Source organism: Terrabacter sp. NPDC000476, assembly GCF_040300125.1.
Classification (GTDB): Bacteria; Actinomycetota; Actinomycetes; order Actinomycetales; family Dermatophilaceae; genus Terrabacter.
The window spans coordinates 1,104,011-1,122,694 of the sequence record NZ_JBEPDF010000001.1; the positions used below are offsets into that span (position 1 = coordinate 1,104,011).

Annotated in this window: 16 protein-coding genes; 5 read left to right on the forward strand and 11 right to left on the reverse strand. The window is 73.0% G+C overall.

All coding sequences use genetic code 11. The annotated features are described in order from the left end of the window. Positions 1 to 135: 135 nt before the first annotated feature. Positions 136 to 1,362 (reverse strand): MFS transporter, encoded by a 1,227-nt coding sequence (locus tag ABT295_RS05175; protein WP_352393339.1) that lies wholly within the window; start codon positions 1,360 to 1,362, stop codon positions 136 to 138. A gap of 145 nt (positions 1,363 to 1,507) precedes the next feature. Between ABT295_RS05175 and ABT295_RS05180 the strand changes: the two genes are divergently transcribed. Then, complete coding sequence (locus ABT295_RS05180; protein ID WP_352393340.1) at positions 1,508 to 2,056, forward strand: type II toxin-antitoxin system PemK/MazF family toxin; 549 nt, start codon at positions 1,508 to 1,510, stop codon at positions 2,054 to 2,056. A gap of 82 nt (positions 2,057 to 2,138) precedes the next feature. On the opposite strand, the gene rpsT is transcribed toward ABT295_RS05180, so the two are convergent. Together rpsT and holA are read right to left on the reverse strand one after the other, a co-directional pair. After that, the gene (gene rpsT, locus ABT295_RS05185; protein WP_030146502.1) at positions 2,139 to 2,399 is read right to left on the reverse strand and encodes a 30S ribosomal protein S20; all 261 of its coding nucleotides are present in this window, start codon (positions 2,397 to 2,399) and stop codon (positions 2,139 to 2,141) included. Positions 2,400 to 2,623: 224 nt separating this feature from the next. After that, complete coding sequence (gene holA / locus ABT295_RS05190) at positions 2,624 to 3,583, reverse strand: DNA polymerase III subunit delta (RefSeq protein ID WP_352393341.1); 960 nt, start codon at positions 3,581 to 3,583, stop codon at positions 2,624 to 2,626. Positions 3,584 to 3,671: 88 nt separating this feature from the next. On the opposite strand from holA, the gene ABT295_RS05195 reads away from it, so the two are divergent. Continuing rightward, the gene (locus ABT295_RS05195; RefSeq protein WP_352393342.1) at positions 3,672 to 4,658 is read left to right on the forward strand and encodes a prohibitin family protein; all 987 of its coding nucleotides are present in this window, start codon (positions 3,672 to 3,674) and stop codon (positions 4,656 to 4,658) included. A 118-nt stretch (positions 4,659 to 4,776) separates the two neighbouring features. Here ABT295_RS05195 and ABT295_RS05200 read toward each other — a convergent pair whose 3' ends face one another. Beyond that, on the reverse strand, positions 4,777 to 7,017 hold the full coding sequence (locus tag ABT295_RS05200; protein WP_352393343.1) for an ATP-dependent DNA helicase: 2,241 nt from the start codon (positions 7,015 to 7,017) through the stop codon (positions 4,777 to 4,779). 135 nt (positions 7,018 to 7,152) lie between these two features. Between ABT295_RS05200 and ABT295_RS05205 the strand changes: the two genes are divergently transcribed. After that, entirely contained in the window at positions 7,153 to 8,871 is a 1,719-nt protein-coding gene (locus ABT295_RS05205) for a formate--tetrahydrofolate ligase (protein ID WP_352393344.1), read from the forward strand. Between the two features lie 199 nt (positions 8,872 to 9,070). Next, complete coding sequence (locus tag ABT295_RS05210) at positions 9,071 to 10,753, forward strand: FG-GAP repeat domain-containing protein (RefSeq protein ID WP_352393345.1); 1,683 nt, start codon at positions 9,071 to 9,073, stop codon at positions 10,751 to 10,753. Between the two features lie 44 nt (positions 10,754 to 10,797). Here the strand turns inward: ABT295_RS05210 and ABT295_RS05215 are convergent, their stop codons facing one another. The 3 genes from ABT295_RS05215 to hflX all read right to left on the reverse strand — a co-directional run bounded on the left by ABT295_RS05215 (position 10,798) and on the right by hflX (position 13,644). Further along, positions 10,798 to 11,877, reverse strand: a complete 1,080-nt coding sequence (locus ABT295_RS05215; RefSeq protein ID WP_352393346.1) for a GNAT family N-acetyltransferase — start codon at positions 11,875 to 11,877, stop codon at positions 10,798 to 10,800. Then, complete coding sequence (locus ABT295_RS05220) at positions 11,874 to 12,029, reverse strand: hypothetical protein (RefSeq protein WP_352393347.1); 156 nt, start codon at positions 12,027 to 12,029, stop codon at positions 11,874 to 11,876. Before ABT295_RS05220 ends, ABT295_RS05215 begins: the two co-directional genes overlap by 4 nt. 85 nt (positions 12,030 to 12,114) lie before the next feature. Continuing rightward, positions 12,115 to 13,644: a GTPase HflX gene (gene hflX, locus ABT295_RS05225; protein ID WP_352393348.1), complete on the reverse strand. Its 1,530-nt coding sequence runs from the start codon at positions 13,642 to 13,644 to the stop codon at positions 12,115 to 12,117. Positions 13,645 to 13,765: 121 nt separating this feature from the next. Between hflX and ABT295_RS05230 the strand changes: the two genes are divergently transcribed. Continuing rightward, positions 13,766 to 14,377, forward strand: coding sequence for a class I SAM-dependent methyltransferase (locus ABT295_RS05230; protein ID WP_352393349.1), 612 nt, complete (start codon positions 13,766 to 13,768; stop codon positions 14,375 to 14,377). Positions 14,378 to 14,526: 149 nt separating this feature from the next. Here ABT295_RS05230 and dapF read toward each other — a convergent pair whose 3' ends face one another. The 4 genes from dapF to miaB are packed head-to-tail and all read right to left on the reverse strand — an operon-like array spanning position 14,527 to position 18,586. Next, positions 14,527 to 15,378 (reverse strand): diaminopimelate epimerase, encoded by an 852-nt coding sequence (dapF, locus tag ABT295_RS05235; RefSeq protein ID WP_352393350.1) that lies wholly within the window; start codon positions 15,376 to 15,378, stop codon positions 14,527 to 14,529. A 1-nt stretch (position 15,379) separates the two neighbouring features. Then, the gene (gene miaA, locus ABT295_RS05240) at positions 15,380 to 16,345 is read right to left on the reverse strand and encodes a tRNA (adenosine(37)-N6)-dimethylallyltransferase MiaA (RefSeq protein ID WP_352393351.1); all 966 of its coding nucleotides are present in this window, start codon (positions 16,343 to 16,345) and stop codon (positions 15,380 to 15,382) included. A gap of 12 nt (positions 16,346 to 16,357) precedes the next feature. Continuing rightward, positions 16,358 to 16,972, reverse strand: a complete 615-nt coding sequence (gene def, locus ABT295_RS05245) for a peptide deformylase (protein WP_352393352.1) — start codon at positions 16,970 to 16,972, stop codon at positions 16,358 to 16,360. Positions 16,973 to 17,014: 42 nt separating this feature from the next. Then, positions 17,015 to 18,586, reverse strand: coding sequence for a tRNA (N6-isopentenyl adenosine(37)-C2)-methylthiotransferase MiaB (gene miaB, locus ABT295_RS05250; protein ID WP_352393353.1), 1,572 nt, complete (start codon positions 18,584 to 18,586; stop codon positions 17,015 to 17,017). Positions 18,587 to 18,684 lie beyond the last annotated feature (98 nt).

Below are 18,684 nucleotides of genomic sequence, written 5' to 3' on the forward strand. Positions count from 1 at the left end.
GGTGGTCGGCGCGCGCACGCGGCGCCGGCGCAGCCACCACAGTCTCCCACGGTTTGCGGCCCGGCCGCTCACGCCCTCGCCGACCGCGCGGCGGGCCACCCGGGGTGGTTCATCTCCACGCGAGCGCGCGGTTCGTCACCGAGTGGCTCGAGTGACGCCGGCGCCCACGAGCGGCGCCGGCGCGACGTCCCGGCGCGTGCGTCGTTCGAGGCCGGCGGACAGCAGGGCCACGCCGACCCCGAGCACCGCGAGGCCCGCGCCGACGAGGCTCGGCGCGCCGTAGCCCCAGCCCGCCGCGAGCACGAGGGAGCCGAGCCAGGCGCCGAGGGCGTTGGCGGTGTTGAGCGTCGAGTGGTTGAGCGCCGCCGCGAGCGACTGGCCCTCGTGCGCGACGTCCATGAGCCGGGTCTGCAGCAGCGGCACGACGATCGAGGGCAGCAGGCCGAGCACGAAGACCATGAGCACCGCGAGCCACAGCACCTGCACGGCCGTGCCGAAGACGGCGAGCAGAACCGCGATCATGCCGAGCGCCACGACGATGCCGCGCAGCACCCCGAAGCGGTTCGCGACGCGCCCGCTCAGCACCATGCCCGTGACCATGCCGACGCCGTATGCCGCCAGCACCCAGGGGATGTAGCGCTCGTCGAGGCCGGCGAGCTCGGTCATCGTCGGGGTGATGAAGGAGTACATGGCGAACATCCCGCCGAAGCCCACGACGCCGATGAGCAGCGCGAGCCAGACCTGCGGTCGTCGCAGGGCGCCCACCTCGGCCCGCATCGACTCCTGGCCGCTCGGCGGCTGGTGCGGCAGGAAGACCGCGACGGCGACGACGGTCACGACGGCCACCGCACCGACGAGCACGTAGGGCAGGTGCCACGAGAAGCGCTGGCCCAGCAGCGTCGCCAGCGGCACGCCGACGACGTTGGCCACCCCGAGCCCGCCGAGGATGGCGGCCACGGCTGCCGTCCGCCGCTCGTGCGAGACGAGGGAGGCCGCGACGACCGACCCGATGCCGAAGAAGGCGCCGTGGGGCAGGCCGGCGAGGAACCGGGCGGCCATCACGGTCGGGTACGTGTCGGCCGCGACGATGGCCAGGTGGGCGACGGCGAAGAAGGCCATGAGCGCCATGAGCAGGCCCTTGCGCGGGACCCGCGCCGCCGCGACGGCGATGAGCGGGGCCCCGACGACGACACCGAGCGCGTACGCCGACACGTAGTGGCCCGCGGTCGCGATGTCGACGTCGGTGCCGTCGGCGATCTGGGGCAGCAGGCCCATCGTCACGAACTCCGTCGTGCCGATCGCGAAGCCGCCCACCGCGATGGCGAGCAGGGCGAGGGTAGTGCGGCGGCGGGCTGGGCTCACAGGGTGTCTCCGGGTGGCGATCGGGTGGGCGTTCGGGCGGTCAGGCGGCCGGGCGGGCTGCTCGGGCACGTCCTGACGCGTTGGGGCGGATCGCCGTCGACCCGGTGCAGTCAACGGTAACGGCGGCGCGGCTACGGTGATTCCCATGCCCAGCACCCTCGAGCGCCTCCTCGGCGGCCTGCGCCGCCTCGTGCGCGGCTCCACCGCCCCCGCCCGCCGACCCTCCGGGAGCCCGCGTCGGCCCTCGGGCACGGCGCCCGCCCGCACGGGCCGTGGGACGGGAGACGCCTATCCCGGTGACGCGACGCAGCTGCCCGACACGACGTACGCCCCGCGACCGGACGGGCGCCCCGACCCGGGCGAGATCGTCTGGACCTGGGTGCCCTACGAGGAGGACCACAGCCAGGGCAAGGACCGCCCGGTGCTGCTCATCGGGCGCGAGGGCGGCTGGCTCGTCGGACTGCCCCTGACGAGCAAGGACCACGACCGCGACGAGCAGCAGGAGCGCCGCTCGGGCCGGGAGTGGGTCGACATCGGCTCCGGCGCCTGGGACGGACGGGGCCGCCCGAGCGAGGTACGGGTCAACCGGCTCGTGCGGGTCGACCCGGACGCCGTGCGCCGCGAGGGCGCGGTGCTGGCGCGCGAGCGCTACGAGACGGTCATCGCGGCCGTGCGCGCCCGCCACGGCGGCTGAGCGCGGACGGGCGCAGGGGCCCCCGGATGCCGGACGGGCCCGTCACCGTGAGGTGACGGGCCCGTCCGGGCGAGGGTGTGCGTCAGAGCGACGCGACCTTCTTGGCCATGGCCGACTTCTTGTTGGCGGCCTGGTTCTGGTGGATGACACCCTTGCTGACAGCCTTGTCGAGCTTCTTCGAGGCGGTCTTGAGGGCCTCGGCAGCGGCGTCCTTGTCACCGGAGGCGGTGGCCTCACGGACCTTGCGGACCCAGGTGCGGAGCTCGCTCTTGACGGCCTTGTTGCGCTCGGTGCGCGTCGCGTTCGTCTTGATGCGCTTGAGCTGGCTCTTGATGTTTGCCACGTTGAGAGTTTCTTTCGTTCGGTCGGATGGTTGCCGTTAGAGGGCGGCAAAGCTGCTCGGGACCGGGAGTGGGGACAACCCTGCGTGAGCAGCTCTGGGTGGTGCGTGCATGCGCGCACGACCTGAGCGCGCACGCAAGGGTCAAAGTTACCAGCGGGCGCGGTGCGGGCCAAACCGGCGCCGGACCACCCGGACCGCCCGGACGGCCGGCGCCGCGCCGCCGCTCACCGGGACGCGCGCGCCCGGGCGATGGTGAGGATGGCCCGCTCGACGGCATACACGGGGTCGCGGCCGCCGCCCTTGACCTCGAAGTCGGCGGCGGCGACCGCCTGCACGGCGACCGCGAGGCCGTCGGGGCTCCAGTGGCCGACGGCGCGGCGGGCCTTGTCGATCTGCCAGGGCGCCATGCCGAGGCTCTTCGCGAGCGACGCGGAGCTGCCCCGACCGGCCGCGCCGACCTTGATGAGCTGGCGCAGCTGCGAGGCGAGGACGGCGACGATCGGCACGGGGTCGACCCCCGTCGCGATGGCGTGGCGCAGCAGGCGCAGCGCCTCCCCCGAGTGGCCCGCGACGGCGGCGTCGGCCACCCGGAAGCCCGTCGCCTCGACCTTGCCGCCGTGGTAGGTGTCGACGACGGCGTCGTCGACGGTGCCCTCCGTGTCGGAGACGAGCTGGGAGCAGGCGGCCGCGAGCTCGCGCACGTCCTTGCCCACGGCCTCGACGAGGGCGCGCACGCCCTCGGTCGTGATCTTGCGCCGGGCGGCCGCGAACTCCTTGAGCACGAAGTCGGTCTTGTCGCGGTCGGTCTTGATCGCGGGGCACTCGATGACCCGGGCGCCGGCCTTCTTCATCGTGTCGAGGACCTTCTTGCCCTTCATCCCGCCGCCGTGCGCGACGACGAGCCCGAGGTCGGGGTCGGGCACCGCGAGGAGCGAGAGCAGGTCGAGCTGCAGCTCGTCGGGCGACTCGTGCAGGTCGCGCACGACGATCCACTTCGTGCCGCCGAAGAGCGAGGGGCTGGCGTGCATCTGCAGCGCGCCCGACTCGTAGGTGGCGGGGTCGATCCGGATGATCTCGGCGTCCGACTCCCGGGCCGCCGCGAGCACCCCGGCGACGGCGCGCTCGACGAGGACGCCCTCGGGGCCGGTGACGAGCACGAAGGGGGGAACGGCCGGGTCGGTCATGGCGTCAACTCTGTCATGCGGGCCCGACAGGGGCCCGTGCCGTCCCGTCCTTCGCCCGACCCCAGTCCCGATCCCGTGGAGTCAACTCATGGTCGCCCTCGTCTTCGCCGTCGTCCTCGCCCTCGCCGGCCTCGTCCTGCTCCGCCTCAAGGACCACCCGAAGAAGCTGAGCCGGTATGCCGCGATCCCCTTCGCGCTCGCCGTGCTGCTCGTCGCGAGCGCCTCGTACTTCCGGCTCGACGCGGGTGAGGCCGCGGTGACGAAGACCTTCGGCACGGTCGGCGACGAGGCGATCAGCGCGACGGGCATCCACCTCAAGGCGCCGTGGCAGGACCTCATCCGCTTCGACATCCGCAACCAGACCATCGCGCTCGACGAGGACGGCGGGCGCGTGTCCACGGTGACGAGCGACAACGCGACGGTCGCCTACGACGTGACGATCCGCTACTCGCTCAACCCGGGCAAGCTCTCCGAGATCGTGCGCCAGTACCCCGACCAGGACTCGTTCATCTCCCGGGCCGTGCTCCCCGGCGTCTCGTCGGTGACGCGTGACGCCCCGACGACGTTCACCGCCGCGACGGTGCGCCAGTCGCGCGCCCAGCTCGCGCTCCGCATCACCGAGGGGCTCGAGAAGCGCCTCGGCGAGGTCGGCGTCACGGTCGAGCAGGTCGACCCCCGGGCGATCACCCTCGACCAGAACGTGCAGGCGAACTACGACAAGGTGCAGAGCTCGCTCGCGAACGCCGAGGCGGCCAAGGCCGACCTCCAGACCGCGCTGGCGAACGCCGAGATCACCAAGACCGAGGCTCAGGCGACCTCCGACGCCGACCAGATCATCCGCTGCGGCGCCACCTCGACGCAGGTGCAGGAGGTCATCAACGGCAAGGAGGTCACGGCCGTCAAGGTCGTGCCGGTGCCGTCGGAGAAGTGCCAGAACCGCCTCAACGAGCAGGTCCTCATGAGCAAGTACATCGACATGCTCAAGGAGCACGGCGACTCGCTCATCGTCGTGCCGCAGGGCACGCAGAACCTGCTCCAGCTCCCGACCGCCCCCACCACCAAGTCCCAGCAGTAGCCGCCGCCCCCTCCCCCGCAACACACCGTGGAAGTCGCAACCCACCGGGATCGGATCCCGGTGGGTTGCTCCTTTCTCGGTGTGTTGCCAGGTGGGGGCGTATGCCGGGGGGCGGGCTTCAGTCGAAGAGGGCGCCCGTCGCGATCGTCAGGCCGAGCTGCTCGAGGCGCGCCGAGATCGACTCCTCCGGCAGCTCGAAGTGGTCGACGAGCTCGTCGAGCTGCATGCCCGACTCGGCGGCGTCGCGCAGCTCCTCGTCCTGCTCGTCGGTCCACGCGTGCCCGGCCGTGACGGCACTGCGCGACGACGCGGGGGCGGGCGGCGGGGCGGCGACCGGGCGCGGGTGCTCGGTGCCGTCGGCGTCGGCGCGCGCCCCGGTGAGCGAGCGCAGCGCCGGCTCCTCCACGGTGACGGGTGGCGGCGCCATCGCGTCGAGGCGGGCGAGCGCCGCGAGCACCATGGCCTTGTCGGTCGTCGGGTAGAAGGGCGGCAGCGAGCGCTGGAGGAAGCCGGCATACCGCGCCGTCATCATCCGGGAGTCGAGGAACGCGACGACGCCGCGGTCGTCGGCGCGGCGCACGAGGCGGCCGGCGCCCTGGGCCAGGCGCAGGGCGGCGTGCGTGGCCGACACGGCCATGAAGCCGTTGCCGCCCATCCGCGCGATGGCCTGCGAGCGCGCCGAGGCGAGGGGGTCGTCGGGCCGCGGGAACGGGATGCGGTCGATGAGCACGAGCTGGCACGACGACCCCGGCACGTCGACGCCCTGCCACAGGGTCAGGGTGCCGAAGAGGCAGGTGCGCGGGTCACGGGCGAACTGGCGCACGAGCGTCGTGATCTGGTCCTCGCCCTGGCACAGCACCGGGATGTCGTCGCCGAACCGGGCCCGCATCACCTCGGCCGCGTTCTGCGCCGCGCGCATCGAGGAGAAGAGCCCGAGGGTGCGCCCGCCCGCCGCGCGCACGAGCTGCTCGATCTCGTCGAGGGTGTCGTCACCGGTGCCGTCACGGCCCGGCGCCGGCAGGTGCGCGGCGACATAGGCGATGGCCTGCTTCGGGTAGTCGAAGGGGCTGCCGACGTCGAGGCCCTGCCAGCTGGGCGCGCCGTTGCCACGCAGCCCGATGGTGCCGGCGACGGCGTCGAAGGTGCCGCCGAGCTCGAGGGTCGCCGACGTCAGCACGACGGTGCGCTCCTCGAAGACCTTGTCGCGCACCAGCATCGCCACGCTCATGGGGGCGACGCGCAGCACCGGGCCGCGCCGAGGGTCGCGGTTCAGCCAGACGACGTCGAGCTCGCGCTCCTCGAGGACGCGCTCGGCGTTCTCGTGGACCTCGTCCACGGCGGCCCGGGCGATCTGGCGTGCGCCGTCGGCCTCCTGGCCGGGTGGCGGCTTGAGGTCGCTCTGCACGGTGCGGGCCGTGTCGCGCACCCGGGCGAGCGCGAGAGCGACGGAGTCGGGCACGCCGAGCATGCGCCCCTCCTCGAGCGGCTCGAGGGCCTGGGCGAGCAGCTCGCCCGCCTCGTCGAGGGCCGCGGTGTTCTCCGACATCCGTCCCGCGCGCTTGGCCGCGGTCATGACCATCGCGCCGGTCAGCTCGTCGGTGATCGTGGCCGTGACGCGGTCGACGAGCTCGTGGGCCTCGTCGACGACGAGGACGTCGTGCTCGGGCAGCATCTGGCGCCCCTCGAAGGAGTCGATGGCCATGAAGGAGTGGTTGGTGACGATGACGTCGACGTCCTTGGCCGCCTCGCGCGCCCGCTCGACGAAGCACTCGGCGACGAGCGGGCACTTGCTGCCGAGACACTCGTGCGCCGAGACCGAGACCTGGCGCCAGGCCCGCTCGGACACGCCGGGCACGAGCTCGTCGCGGTCGCCGGAGTCGGTGCTCGAGGCCCACTCGCGCAGCCGCACGACCTCCTGGCCGAGCCGGCCCACCGACGCATCGACCTGGCCCACCGAGAGCAGCCCCTCCTCGTCGTCCGGGAAGCCGCCCTCGAGCTTGTTGAGGCACACGTAGTTGCGGCGTCCCTTGACGAGCGCGTAGGTCGGCCGGCGCCCGAGCACCGGGGCGAGGGCGTCCGCGACGCGCGGCATGTCGCGGTCGACGATCTGGGCCTGCAGGGCGAGGGTGGCCGTCGCGACGACGGCGGGCTTGCCCGCCTCGAAGGCGTGGGCGACCGCCGGCACGAGGTAGGCGAGCGACTTGCCGGTGCCGGTGCCGGCCTGGACGAGCAGGTGCTCACCGGAGTCGATCGCGTGCGCCACGGCGTGGGCCATCTGCACCTGACCGGGCCGCTCGGCGCCGCCCACCCCCGACACCGCGGCGTGGAGGAGGTCGTCGAGCGCGGGGGGTCGAGGCATTGGATCAGGGTATGCCGGGGCGCCGGCCGCCCGCGCCACCTGTCCCCCGCCCGTGAGCGGGCGTGGGACCGAGGTCACGCCCCCGTCTGCGCCGTTGTCGGCCCAGGCCCCCGGGCACAGGAGTTTCATCGACGTATGACCGCCACGAGCGAGCCCCTGCCCACCGACCTCGAGATCGCGCGCGCGGCGACCCTGCGCCCGCTCACCGACGTCGCCGCCGACCTCGGCGTCTCCCCCGAGCACCTCGAGCCCTACGGACGCGACGTCGCGAAGGTCGACCTCGCCGTGCTCGACGGGCCGAGCACCCGGCATCCGTCCCCGGCGACCTACGTCGTCGTCACGGCGATGACGCCCACGCCGCTCGGCGAGGGCAAGACGACGGTGTCGGTGGGGCTCACCCAGGCCCTGCAGCGGCTCGGGCGGCGGGCGACGGTGGCGCTGCGCCAGCCGTCGATGGGCCCGACGTTCGGCATCAAGGGCGGCGCGGCCGGGGGCGGCCACAGCCAGGTCGTGCCGATGGAGCGGCTCAACCTGCACCTCACCGGCGACTTCCACGCCGTGACCGCCGCGCACAACCTGCTCGCCGCGATGGTCGACAACCACCTCCACCACGGCAACGCCCTCGGCCTCGACGTCCGCAACATCACGTGGCGCCGCGTGCTCGACGTCAACGACCGGGCGCTGCGCAACGTCGTCGTCGGCCTCGGCGCCCGGCAGGACGGCGTGGCCCGCGAGACCGGCTTCGACATCACCGCCGCGAGCGAGGTCATGGTGCTGCTCAGCCTCGCGACCTCGCTGCGCGACCTGCGCGAGCGCCTCGGGCGGATCGTCGTCGGCTACACGACCGAGGGGCGCGCCGTCAGGGCCGAGGACCTCCACGCGGCGGGCGCCATGGCCGCGCTCCTCGCCGACGCGCTCAAGCCGAACCTCCTGCAGACCCTCGAGGGCGGCCCCGCGATCATCCACTGCGGCCCCTTCGGCAACATCGCGACCGGCACGTCGTCGGTGACGGCCGACCTCGTCGCGATGCGCGGCAGCGACGTGACGATCACCGAGGCCGGCTTCGGCGCCGACATGGGCGCCGAGCGCTTCTTCGACGTCAAGTGCCGCGTCAGCGGGCTGCGCCCCGACGTCGCCGTCGTAGTCGCGACCGTCCGGGCGCTCAAGGTGCACTCAGGGGCGTATGCCGTCCGCGCGGGCAGGCCTCTCCCCGACGGCCTGCGCCGGGAGGCCCCCGACGAGGTCGAGGCCGGGCTGCCCAACCTGCGCAAGCACATCGAGATCGTGCGCCGCTTCGGCGTGCAGCCCGTGGTCGCCCTCAACGCCTTCCCGGACGACCACGAGTCCGAGCACGCGGTCGTCCGGCGATTCTGCAACCGGCTCGGGGTCCGCTTCGCCGTGACGCGGCACGTCGCCGAGGGCGGCGCCGGGGCGCTGGAGCTGGCCCAGGTGGTCATGGAGGCCGCCCACGAGCCGTCGACCTTCGAGTTCCTCTACCCCCTCGACCTGCCGCTGGAGCAGAAGATCGAGGCGATCGCCACGCAGGTCTACGGCGCCGACGGCATCGACGTCAGCGCGGCGGCCGCCCGGGCCCTCGCCGACTACGAGCGGCTCGGCTACGGCGGGCTCCCGGTCGTCATCGCCAAGACCCACCTGTCCATCAGCTCCGACCCGACGCTGCGGGGCGCCCCCCGCGGCTGGCGCCTGCCGGTGCGCGAGGTGCGGGCCGCCGTGGGCGCCGGCTACGTCTACGCGATCTGCGGCGACATGCGCACGATGCCGGGGCTGCCGTCCTCGCCCAACGCCGAGCGCATCGACGTCGACGAGGACGGCACCGTGACCGGCCTCTCCTGACCCGGCGTCGGCGACAGGCTGCGGACGAGGGACCACTGACCGAATCGCCCCGCTGCGCTCCCCCACCCACTAGTGTCTGCGCAGCCGGAGCCACACCCGGCTGGAGCCACAGGGGAAGCAGGACAGCAGCATGCACGTGGGGACACACGACCGGACGACGGTCCGCCACCATCGGCGCCGAGGGATCGGACTCGCGACCGTGACGGCCTTGCTGGGCTCCTTCGGCGCGGGCACGGCGGGCGCGGCGCCGACCGCCGAGGCTCCGCCTCTCGTCGGGAGCGTGCGCCTGGAGGGAACACCCGGCATCGGCGGCACCCTGCGCGCCGTGGTCGACCCCCCGTCCGCCCCGGACACCTACTACAGGTACGCGTGGATGGACGGCGACCAGGTCGTCGCCGGGGACCGGTCGATGGAGGTGGGCTGGCGGGACTTCGGTTCGAGCCTGTCGGTGCGCGTCACGGCGTACCACGACGGGCGCGCACAGACGGTGGAGTCCGCGCACACCGCGCCGATCTCCGCGATCGTGGCCACGTCACCGCTCACCCTGTCGGCGTCGCGCACGGCCGTCACCGTGGCCGGGACGCCGCCGGTGCCGTCGACGAGCGTCCCTTCGCGGCACGGCGACGTCTCGATCGAGCGGGTCTGGTTGCGCGACGGCACCCCGATCGCGGGGTCCGGCCAGACCGAGTCGCACACCTGGATCCGGGACGACTCACGGCACCGGTTGAGCTTCCGGCTCACCGCACGCCAGGCCTCGACCGGCCTGGAGGCATCGGTGGCCAGCCCCAGCACTCCCGTCGTGGGCTCGATCAGCATCCTGCCGTTCCGGTTGTCGCCGACGACCGTCAGGGCCGGCGGGAGCATCGAGATCATCCGACCGTTGCAGACCTACACCTCGTACCCGCCGGTCGACCAGTGGTGTGACCCCAGGGATTCGTGGTACCGCGACGGCCAGCTCATCCCCGGCGAGTCGTTCTACTCGAAGACGATCTGGACGACCGACGGCGGAGCCCGTTTCTCGGCCTCGCACCGCGTCACGTGCACGAGCCGTTCCGGCATCACCTTCACGCCGGCAACGCGGACGTCGACCAACAGCGTGCTCGTCTCCGGGCAGCCCTACACGGTGACCCCCACCAACAACGACCGGTTCCGCGACATCATCGCGAGACGTGCTTTCCAGCCCCACTACCTGGGCTTCACCGCGCGCCGCTACCCCGGGATCGCCCTCTACGACTTCTTCTACTACGTGGACTTCCTCGAGTTCGACGCCATGTCGCGGGTCGTCTCGGGCGGTGACCTCAACGGAGACGGGATCGGTGACGCGCTCGCGCAGACCCGTTCCGGTGACCTGTACGCCTACGACGTCAACGGGACCGTCGAACGTCTCTGGAAGGTCGGGACGGGGTGGGGTTCCATGAGCACCCTCCTGCTGGCCGGCGACCTCGACGGGAACCACGTCGGGGACATCCTCGCCCGGCGTGCCCGCGACGGTGCGCTGCTGCTCTACAGCAGCACCGGAGCGGGCGTCCGTCCCGGTCGGGTCGTCGGGAGCGGTTTCAAGACCGCGCGGATGCTCGCCGTGAGCCCCGACGCCACCGGTGACACGATCCCGGACCTCTTCGCCCTGTGGCCCGACGGCAAGCTGCGGATGTACGCGGGCCGGGGCAACGGCGGCTTCAAGCCGGGCGTGGTCGTGGGGTGGAGTGGCTGGAACTCCATCGACCACTTCACCGACGGTGGGGACGCGAACCTCGACGGCAGGGGTGACTTCTACGCCGTCGACAGCAGCGATCGCACCTGGGTCTACTACGGCAAGGGCAACGGGACGCTCGGCCGACGTGAGCAGATCGGCCGCGGCTGGGCGTTCACCGCCTTCGGCTGACGGCGCCGAGACCGTCAGCGCAGGGGCGCAGCAGCGGCGCAGTGTCAGCGCAGGGGCGCGCCGTCGACGCGGCGGGCCATGGCGACGTCGTCGCGGTGGTCCGTCGCAGTGAGGCGCAGGCCGCCCGGCACGCGCCCGACCTCGGTCCACCCCGCCCCCCGGTAGAACGCGCCGAGGCCGAGGCCGCCGCGGTAGTCGAGGCGGAGCAGCTCGACCCGGGGCAGCTCGCGCCGCGCGACGCCGACCATGCCGCCGAGCAGGACGCGGCCGAGGTTGCGGCCCTGCAGGGCCGGGTCGACCATGAGCCGGACGAGTCCGGCGACGTGCTCGTGGGGGAAGCCGCGCGCGTGCTCCCAGAGGCCGAGTCCCAGCAGGCTGCCGCCCACGGCCTCGGGCGCACGCAGCAGGCAGAGCAGCGACCGCTCGTCGGCGACGTCGGCGAGGTGCCGGTCGAACGCGGCCGCGACGGTCGCACGAGGCGCCCCGGGCAGGAAGCCGACCGCTCCCCCGGCGTCGTTGACGCGCAGCCACAGGTCGACGACCTCGTCGCGCGAGGCCTCCGCGGCGTCCCGCGAGGTCACGACCGCCAGCGTGGGCGCCTCGAGGTAGGTCATCGGCTCGGCGTCGGGCTCGTCACGCAGCTGACGCAGCCCGACGGGGAAGAGGCCCGCGCGCTCCGACGTGCGCAGCGACGCGGTGTTGACCCGGTCGACCATGGCGGTGACGAGCGCCTGCGGACGGTGCTCGACCGCCCACGCGACGAGCGCGCGTGCGATCTCGCGGCCGAGCCCGTCGCCCAACCGGTCGTGGGCAAGCCGGTAGTAGAGGTTGAGCTCGCTCGGGTCGGAGTCCTTGTGCCGCAAGCCCGCCCACCCGATGACGGCACCGCTGGCGCGGTCGACGACAACGGCATACCCGAGGTCGTCACGCTCCCAGTCGGCGACGTCAGCGAAGAGGCGCTCGCGGCAGCGCTCCGGTCCCGGCATGCTCGCGGGCGCGTGCGCGTACGTCCGCGGGTCGCTGTGCAGCCGCAGGTAGTCGCCGAGGTCGTCCGGGCGGGGACGGCGCAGGAGCAGCCGCGGCGTCGTCAGCCAGACCGCCCTGCCGTGGGCGGCCTCCGTCACGACGTCGGGCGCTCAGGGGCGCGGGTCTCGCACGCCGCGAGCGGCGCCCCGTCGCAGCAGGGCTCGATGTAGAGGCAGCGCGGGCAGCGGTTGTGCGCCTGCTCGGCATACATCTGCGTGCCGCAGTAGGGGCAGGGGATCTCGAGGGCCATGCGCCCATCCTCGCCGCGACCCCCGACAGCCCGCGGCCCGACATGCCGAAGGGCCCCGCGGACGGGGCCCTTCGAGCGGTCGGCGTCAGCTCGCGACGACGGCGAACGCCGCGAGGTCGGGCTCCATCGTCGGGGTGACCTTGGCGCGCAGCCGGGTCCCCTCCGCGACGTGCTCGCTCTCGAGGATCTCGCCCTCCTCGTGCAGCCGCGAGATGAGGTCGCCGCGGTCGTAGGGCACGAGCACGTCGATCTCGATGTCGGGCTTGGGCAGCTCGTGCGCGATGAGCGCGCGCAGCTCGTCGAGCCCGGCACCGGTGCGGGCCGAGACCGTGACGCAGTGGCGCTCGTGCCGCTGCAGGCGGTCGAGCACCTCCGGGTCGGCGATGTCGGCCTTGTTGACGACGATGATCTCCTTGATCTGGTCGCCGCCGACCTCGGAGAGCACTCCGCGCACGGCGGAGATCTGGCCCTCGGGGTCCGGGTGCGAGCCGTCGACGACGTGGAGCAGCAGGTCGGAGTCGCCGACCTCCTCCAGCGTCGAACGGAACGCCTCGACGAGCTGGTGCGGCAGGCTGCGCACGAAGCCGACGGTGTCGGCGAGCGTGTAGACGCGGCCGTCCTCGGTCTCGGTGCGGCGTACCGTCGGGTCGAGGGTCGCGAAGAGCTGGTTCTCGACGAGCACGCCGGCGCCGGTCAGGCGGTTGAGCAGCGAGCTCTTGCCGGCGTTGGTGTAGCCGGCGATGGCGACCGACGGGATGCCACCCGCCTGCCGCGAGTGGCGGCGCGTGTCGCGGCTCGTCTTCATGCCCTTGATGTCGCGACGCAGCTTGGCGATCTTCGTGTTGATCCGGCGGCGGTCGAGCTCGATCTTCGTCTCACCGGGTCCGCGCGAGCCGATGCCCTCACCGCCGGCCACGCGGCCACCGGCCTGACGGGACATCGACTCACCCCAGCCACGCAGGCGCGGCAGCAGGTACTGCAGCTGGGCCAGCTCGACCTGCGCACGACCCTCCCGGCTCTTCGCGTGCTGGGCGAAGATGTCGAGGATGAGGGCGGTGCGGTCGATGACCTTGATCTTAACGACGTCCTCGAGGGCACGCCGCTGGCTCGGGGCGAGCTCACCGTCGCAGATGACGGTGTCGGCGCCCTCGGCGACGACGATGTCACGCAGCTCGAGCGCCTTGCCCTTGCCCAGCCAGGTGGCCGGGTCGGGTCGCTGACGACGCTGGATGACGCCCTCGAGCACCGTCGAGCCGGCGGTCTCGGCGAGCGCCGCGAGCTCGCGCATGGAGTTCTCGGCGTCGTCGGCGCTGCCGTCGGTCCAGACGCCCGCCAGCACGACGCGCTCGAGGCGCAGCTGGCGGTACTCGACCTCAGTGATGTCCTCGAGCTCGGTCGAGAGGCCCTGCACACGGCGCAGCGCCGCGCGCTCCTCACGGTCGAGCTGGTCGCCGTCGAAGCCGTCGTATGCCGGGTCGCCACCGCGGGTGCCCTCGGCCGCGAGCGCGTCGGCCCGGGTCGAGAAGAGGCGCCGCTCACGCACGGACGCGGTGTCCGCGGAGCGGTCGGTGTCGGTGTCGTGGTTCACGTGGTCGTTCGTGTGGTTGCTCGTCATGTTCTCCCTATGGTCCCACCCGTCCAACGTCGTCGGCCACCAGTTTGTGCCCGACCCGTGCTCCGGCGCAGGCTCCACCCGTGCTCGGACGCTCCACCCGCCTTTCGCTACGGTGAGCGGGATGAGCGAGCCGACCGACCACTACTTCACCGCCGAGCCGGCCTCGCCGGAGGAGCGGCGCACCGTCGAGGTGACCCTCGACGGGCGCACCCTCGAGCTGCAGACGGCCAAGGGTGTCTACTCCCCCGACCGCCTCGACCCCGGCACCGCCGTGCTGCTGGGCTCGGCTCCGGACCCCAGCCCGACCGGCGACCTGCTCGACATCGGCTGCGGGTGGGGGCCGATCTCGATCACCCTGGCGCTGCGCTCGCCGGGCGCGCGAGTCTGGGGCGTCGACGTCAACCGCCGCTCCCTCGACCTCGCCCGCACCAACGCTGCCGCGGCCGGCGTCTCCACCGCCACCTTCTGCGAGCCCGACGAGGTGCCGGACGACGTGCGGTTCACCACGATCTGGTCGAACCCGCCGATCCACGTCGGCAAGCCGGCCCTGCACGCCCTGCTCGAGCGGTGGCTGCCGCGCCTCACCGACGACGGCGTGGCCCACCTCGTCGTGCAGAGGCACCTCGGCTCCGACTCCCTGCAGAAGTGGCTCAACGCCCAGGACTGGGGACTGCGGTGCACGCGGCTGTCGTCAGCCAAGGCCTTCCGCGTCCTCGAGGTCCGGCGCGCCTGAGCCGTCCGCCGGGTCGAGGTGGGACCTCGCGCCGGAGGGCGACAGGTCACCTCGAACCACCGACGCCCTTGCCCGGTCGAGGTGGGACCTCGCGCCGGAGAGCGGGACATCACCTCGACCGGGCGGTCAGGCGGGCCGACGAGTTCTCGTCAGAGCGGGAAGTCTCCGTCGGCGACCAGCGCCGAGGGCCCGGCGAGCTCGACGCGGTGCCCGGGCAGCGGCGTCACGGTGAGGCGCCCCCCGGGCACGTCGACGGTCCAGGGCGACTCGTCCTCGACGCCCGACCAGAACCGCGTGGCGAGGGCCGCGGCCGCCGCGCCGGTGCCGCAGGAGCGGGTCTCGCCGACGCCGCGCTCGTGCACGCGCATCGCGACGTGGCCAGGACCCACCGCCTTGACGAACTCGACGTTGGCGCCGTCGGCCGGTGCCGGGTGGATCTCCGGGGGCCCCGAGAGGTCGAGCTGGTCGAGCTCGATGCCCTCCGGCAGCATGACGACGACGTGCGGGTTGCCGAGGTCGACGGAGAGCGCCGGCACGGGCTTGCCGTGTCGCGGTCGCACCATGACGTCGAAGCCGTCGCGCCGCGCACCCTCCTCGTCGAGGAGGCGCCACGGACCGAGGTCGACGGCATACCCGTCCTCGAGCACGCGCACCGTCTTGACGCCGGCTCGCGTCGCGACGGGGATGGCGTCGCCCGTCGCGAGGCCCTCGCGGCGCAGGTAGTCGGCGAAGACGCGCGTGCCGTTGCCGCACATCTCGGCGAGCGAGCCGTCGGCGTTGCGGTAGTCCATGAACCACTCCGCCTGCGCCGACTGCTCCCGCACGGCCTCGTCGGTCGAGTGCAGGGCCCGCACCACGCGGATGACGCCGTCGGCGCCGAGGCCGGCGTGCCGGTCGGCGATGCGCTGGACCTGCGCGGGCGTCAGCTCGAGGGTGCCCTCGAGGTCGGGGACGAGCACGAAGTCGTTCTCGGTGCCGTGGCCCTTCGTGAAGCGCGTCATGTCACCCATTCTCCGGTATGCCGGGTCGCGACCCGTCGTCGGTCGCGCGCACGACCGCGAGCGCCTGATCCACCAGGTCGGGGGCGAGGGCGTCGAGCCACACGATCCGCGGGTCGGGGCGGAACCAGGACTCCTGCCTCCGGGCGTAGCGCCGCGTCGCCTGGGCCGTCTCGGCGCGGGCGTGCTCCTCCCCCATCACCCCGTCGATGACGGCGACCGCCTGGCTGTAGCCGATGGCGCGGCTGGCCGTGACGCCCTGCCGCAGACCCTGGGCCAGCAGGGACTCGGTCTCACCCCGCAGCCCCTCCTCCCACATCCGGTCGACCCGTCGGTCGATGCGGTCGACGAGGAGCTCCCGGTCGACGCGGAGGCCCAGCACCACTGCGGGAGCGACGAACTCGCGCGTGGGCATCGAGGCGCTGAACGGCCGGCCGGTGAGCTCGATGACCTCGAGGGCCCGGATGACGCGCCGCCGGTTGCCCGGCAGGATCGTGCTGGCGGCCCGGCGGTCGAGGGTGAGCAGCTTCGCGTGCATCGCGTCCGCGCCGACCACCTCGGCCTCCGCCTCGAGCCGCGCGCGCACCACGGCGTCGGTGGGCGGGATCTCGAGCCGGTCGAGGGCGGCGCGCACGTAGAGCCCCGAGCCGCCCACGAGGAGCGGCCGGTGGCCGCGATCACGGATGCCGGCGATCTCGGCGCGCGCGGCCGTCTGGTAGCCCGCGACGCTCGCCTCCTCGGTCACGTCCAGCACGTCGAGCTGGTGGTGGGCGATGCCGCGCCGCTCGGAGACGGGCAGCTTCGCCGTGCCGATGTCCATGCCTCGGTAGAACTGCATGGCGTCGGCGTTGACGATCTCGGCGTCGAGCCGTTCGGCGAGGTCGAGGGCCAGGTCGGACTTGCCCGTCGCCGTCGGCCCGACGACCCCGACGATCGGCTCCGGCCCCGCCGGCAGGTGGTCGGACGTCACGGCGCTGCGCGCTCAGCCGATGAGCTCGTCGGCGTGCTCGTCGGCGTCGTCCTCGTCGTGGCCGAACGGGTCGCGGTCGACGCCGGGGTGCCAGGCGTTGCCCGGCTTGCCCCACCCATTCCGCTTGACGGCCTTACGGGCCTTCTTGGCCTGGCGCTCGTCGAGCCGGTCGACGTAGAGGGTGCCGTTGAGGTGGTCGTACTCGTGCTGCATGCAGCGCGCGAACCAGCCGGTCGCGTCGAACTCGACGCGGTTGCCGTCGACGTCGAGGCCCACGACGTGCGCGCGGTCGGCGCGCTTGAGCGGGAAGGCCTCGCCCGGCACCGAGAGGCAGCCCTCGGTCTCCTCGTCGGGGTTGGGCCGCACCTGCGGGATCCGCGAGGTGGTCACCGTCGGGTTGACGACGTGGCCCTGCTCCGGCACGCCGTCGTCGTTCGCCATCTTCCAGATGAACAGGCGCAGGCCGATCCCGATCTGCGGCGCCGCGAGCCCGACGCCGTTGGCGGCGACGTTCGTCTCGTACATGTCCTCGACGAGCGCGCGCAGCTCGTCGTCGAACTCCGTGACGAGGGCCGCGGCACGGTGCAGGACCGGTTCACCGGTGATGACGATGGGACGCACGCTCATGCGCCAAGTCAAGCACGAGGGGTCGGCCGGGCCCGAATCGGCTCAGACGACGGCGCAGCCCGGCCCGGTCGGCGCGGTCGCCGCGGCGGTGGGCTTGCCCAGCGAGGGCATGCCGAGGCTGACCGCCGGCTTGCCGGCGCTCTGCGGCACGTCCTGGAGCGCCGCCCAGGCGTCACCCCCACGGGTGCGCCGGACGGCATACGTGCCCCCCTGCAGGCCCGAGTCGGCGACGAGGTGGTGCGGAGCGCCGTAGGTGACGTCGACGGTGACGACGTCGCCCGGGCGCGGCACGTCGGCGCCCTCGGGGACGGCGAAGTGGACGAGGCGGTTGTCGCGCGCGCGGCCCGACAGGCGCTTGGTCTCGGCGTCCTTGCGGCCCTCCGACGGGGCGACGAGCACCTCCACCCGGCGGCCCTCGAGCCCGCGGTTCTCGGCCCAGCTGACCTCCTCCTGGAGGGCGATGAGGCGCTCGAACCGCTCCTGGACGACCGCCTTGGGCACCTGGTCGTCCATGGTCGCCGCAGGGGTCCCGGGGCGGATGGAGTACTGGAAGGTGAAGGCGCTCGAGAAGCGCGAGGCGCGCACGACGTCGAGCGTGCCCTGGAAGTCCTCCTCGGTCTCGCCGGGGAAGCCGACGATGAGGTCGGTCGTGATCGCGGCGTCGGGGATGTGCTCGCGGACCTTCTCGATGATCCCGAGGAACTTCGTGCTGCGGTAGGAGCGGCGCATGTCCTTGAGCACCTTGTCGGAGCCGGACTGCAGCGGCATGTGCAGGCTCGGCATGACGTTCGGCGTCTCGGCCATCGCGAGGATGACGTCCTCGGTGAAGGCGGCCGGGTGCGGGCTCGTGAAGCGCACCCGCTCGAGCCCCTCGATCTGCCCGCACGCGCGCAGGAGCTTGCCGAAGGCGAGGCGGTCGCCGAACTCGACGCCGTAGGTGTTGACGTTCTGGCCGAGCAGCGTGACCTCGACGACGCCCTGGGCCACGAGGGCCTCGATCTCGGCGAGGATCTCGCCCGGGCGGCGGTCGGCCTCCTTGCCCCGCAGGCTCGGCACGATGCAGAAGGTGCACGTGTTGTTGCAGCCGACCGAGATGGAGACCCAGGCGCTGTAGGCGGAGTCGCGGCGAGTCGGCAGCGTCGACGGGAAGACCTCGAGGCTCTCGAGGATCTCGACCTCGGCCTTCTTGTTGTGCGCGGCACGGTCGAGCAGGGCCGGCAGGGAGCCGATGTTGTGGGTGCCGAAGACGACGTCGACCCAGGGGGCACGCGCCACGATGGTGCTGCGGTCCTTCTGGGCCATGCAGCCACCGACGGCGATCTGCATGTCGGGGTTCTTCTGCTTGGCGGGGCGCAGCTGGCCGAGGTTGCCGTAGAGCTTGTTGTCGGCGTTCTCGCGCACGGCGCACGTGTTGAAGACGACGACGTCGGCCACGTCGGGGCGCTCTCCCGCGGGCAGGCTCGCGAGGTCGACGTAGCCGGCCGTCTCGAGCAGCCCGGCGAGGCGCTCGCTGTCATGGACGTTCATCTGGCACCCGTGGGTGCGCACGTCGTAGGTCCGGCGACCGGCGGGCTGCTGCAGGGCGCTGGGCGCCGTCATGTTCTCGGTTGTCATGGCACCGACAAGGGTACGTCGTGCGGCCGCGCACGCCCGACACCCGTTCGGCAGGTGCGTGGGACGGGCGGGAATAGGTCGCCGGGACGCACCGTTGA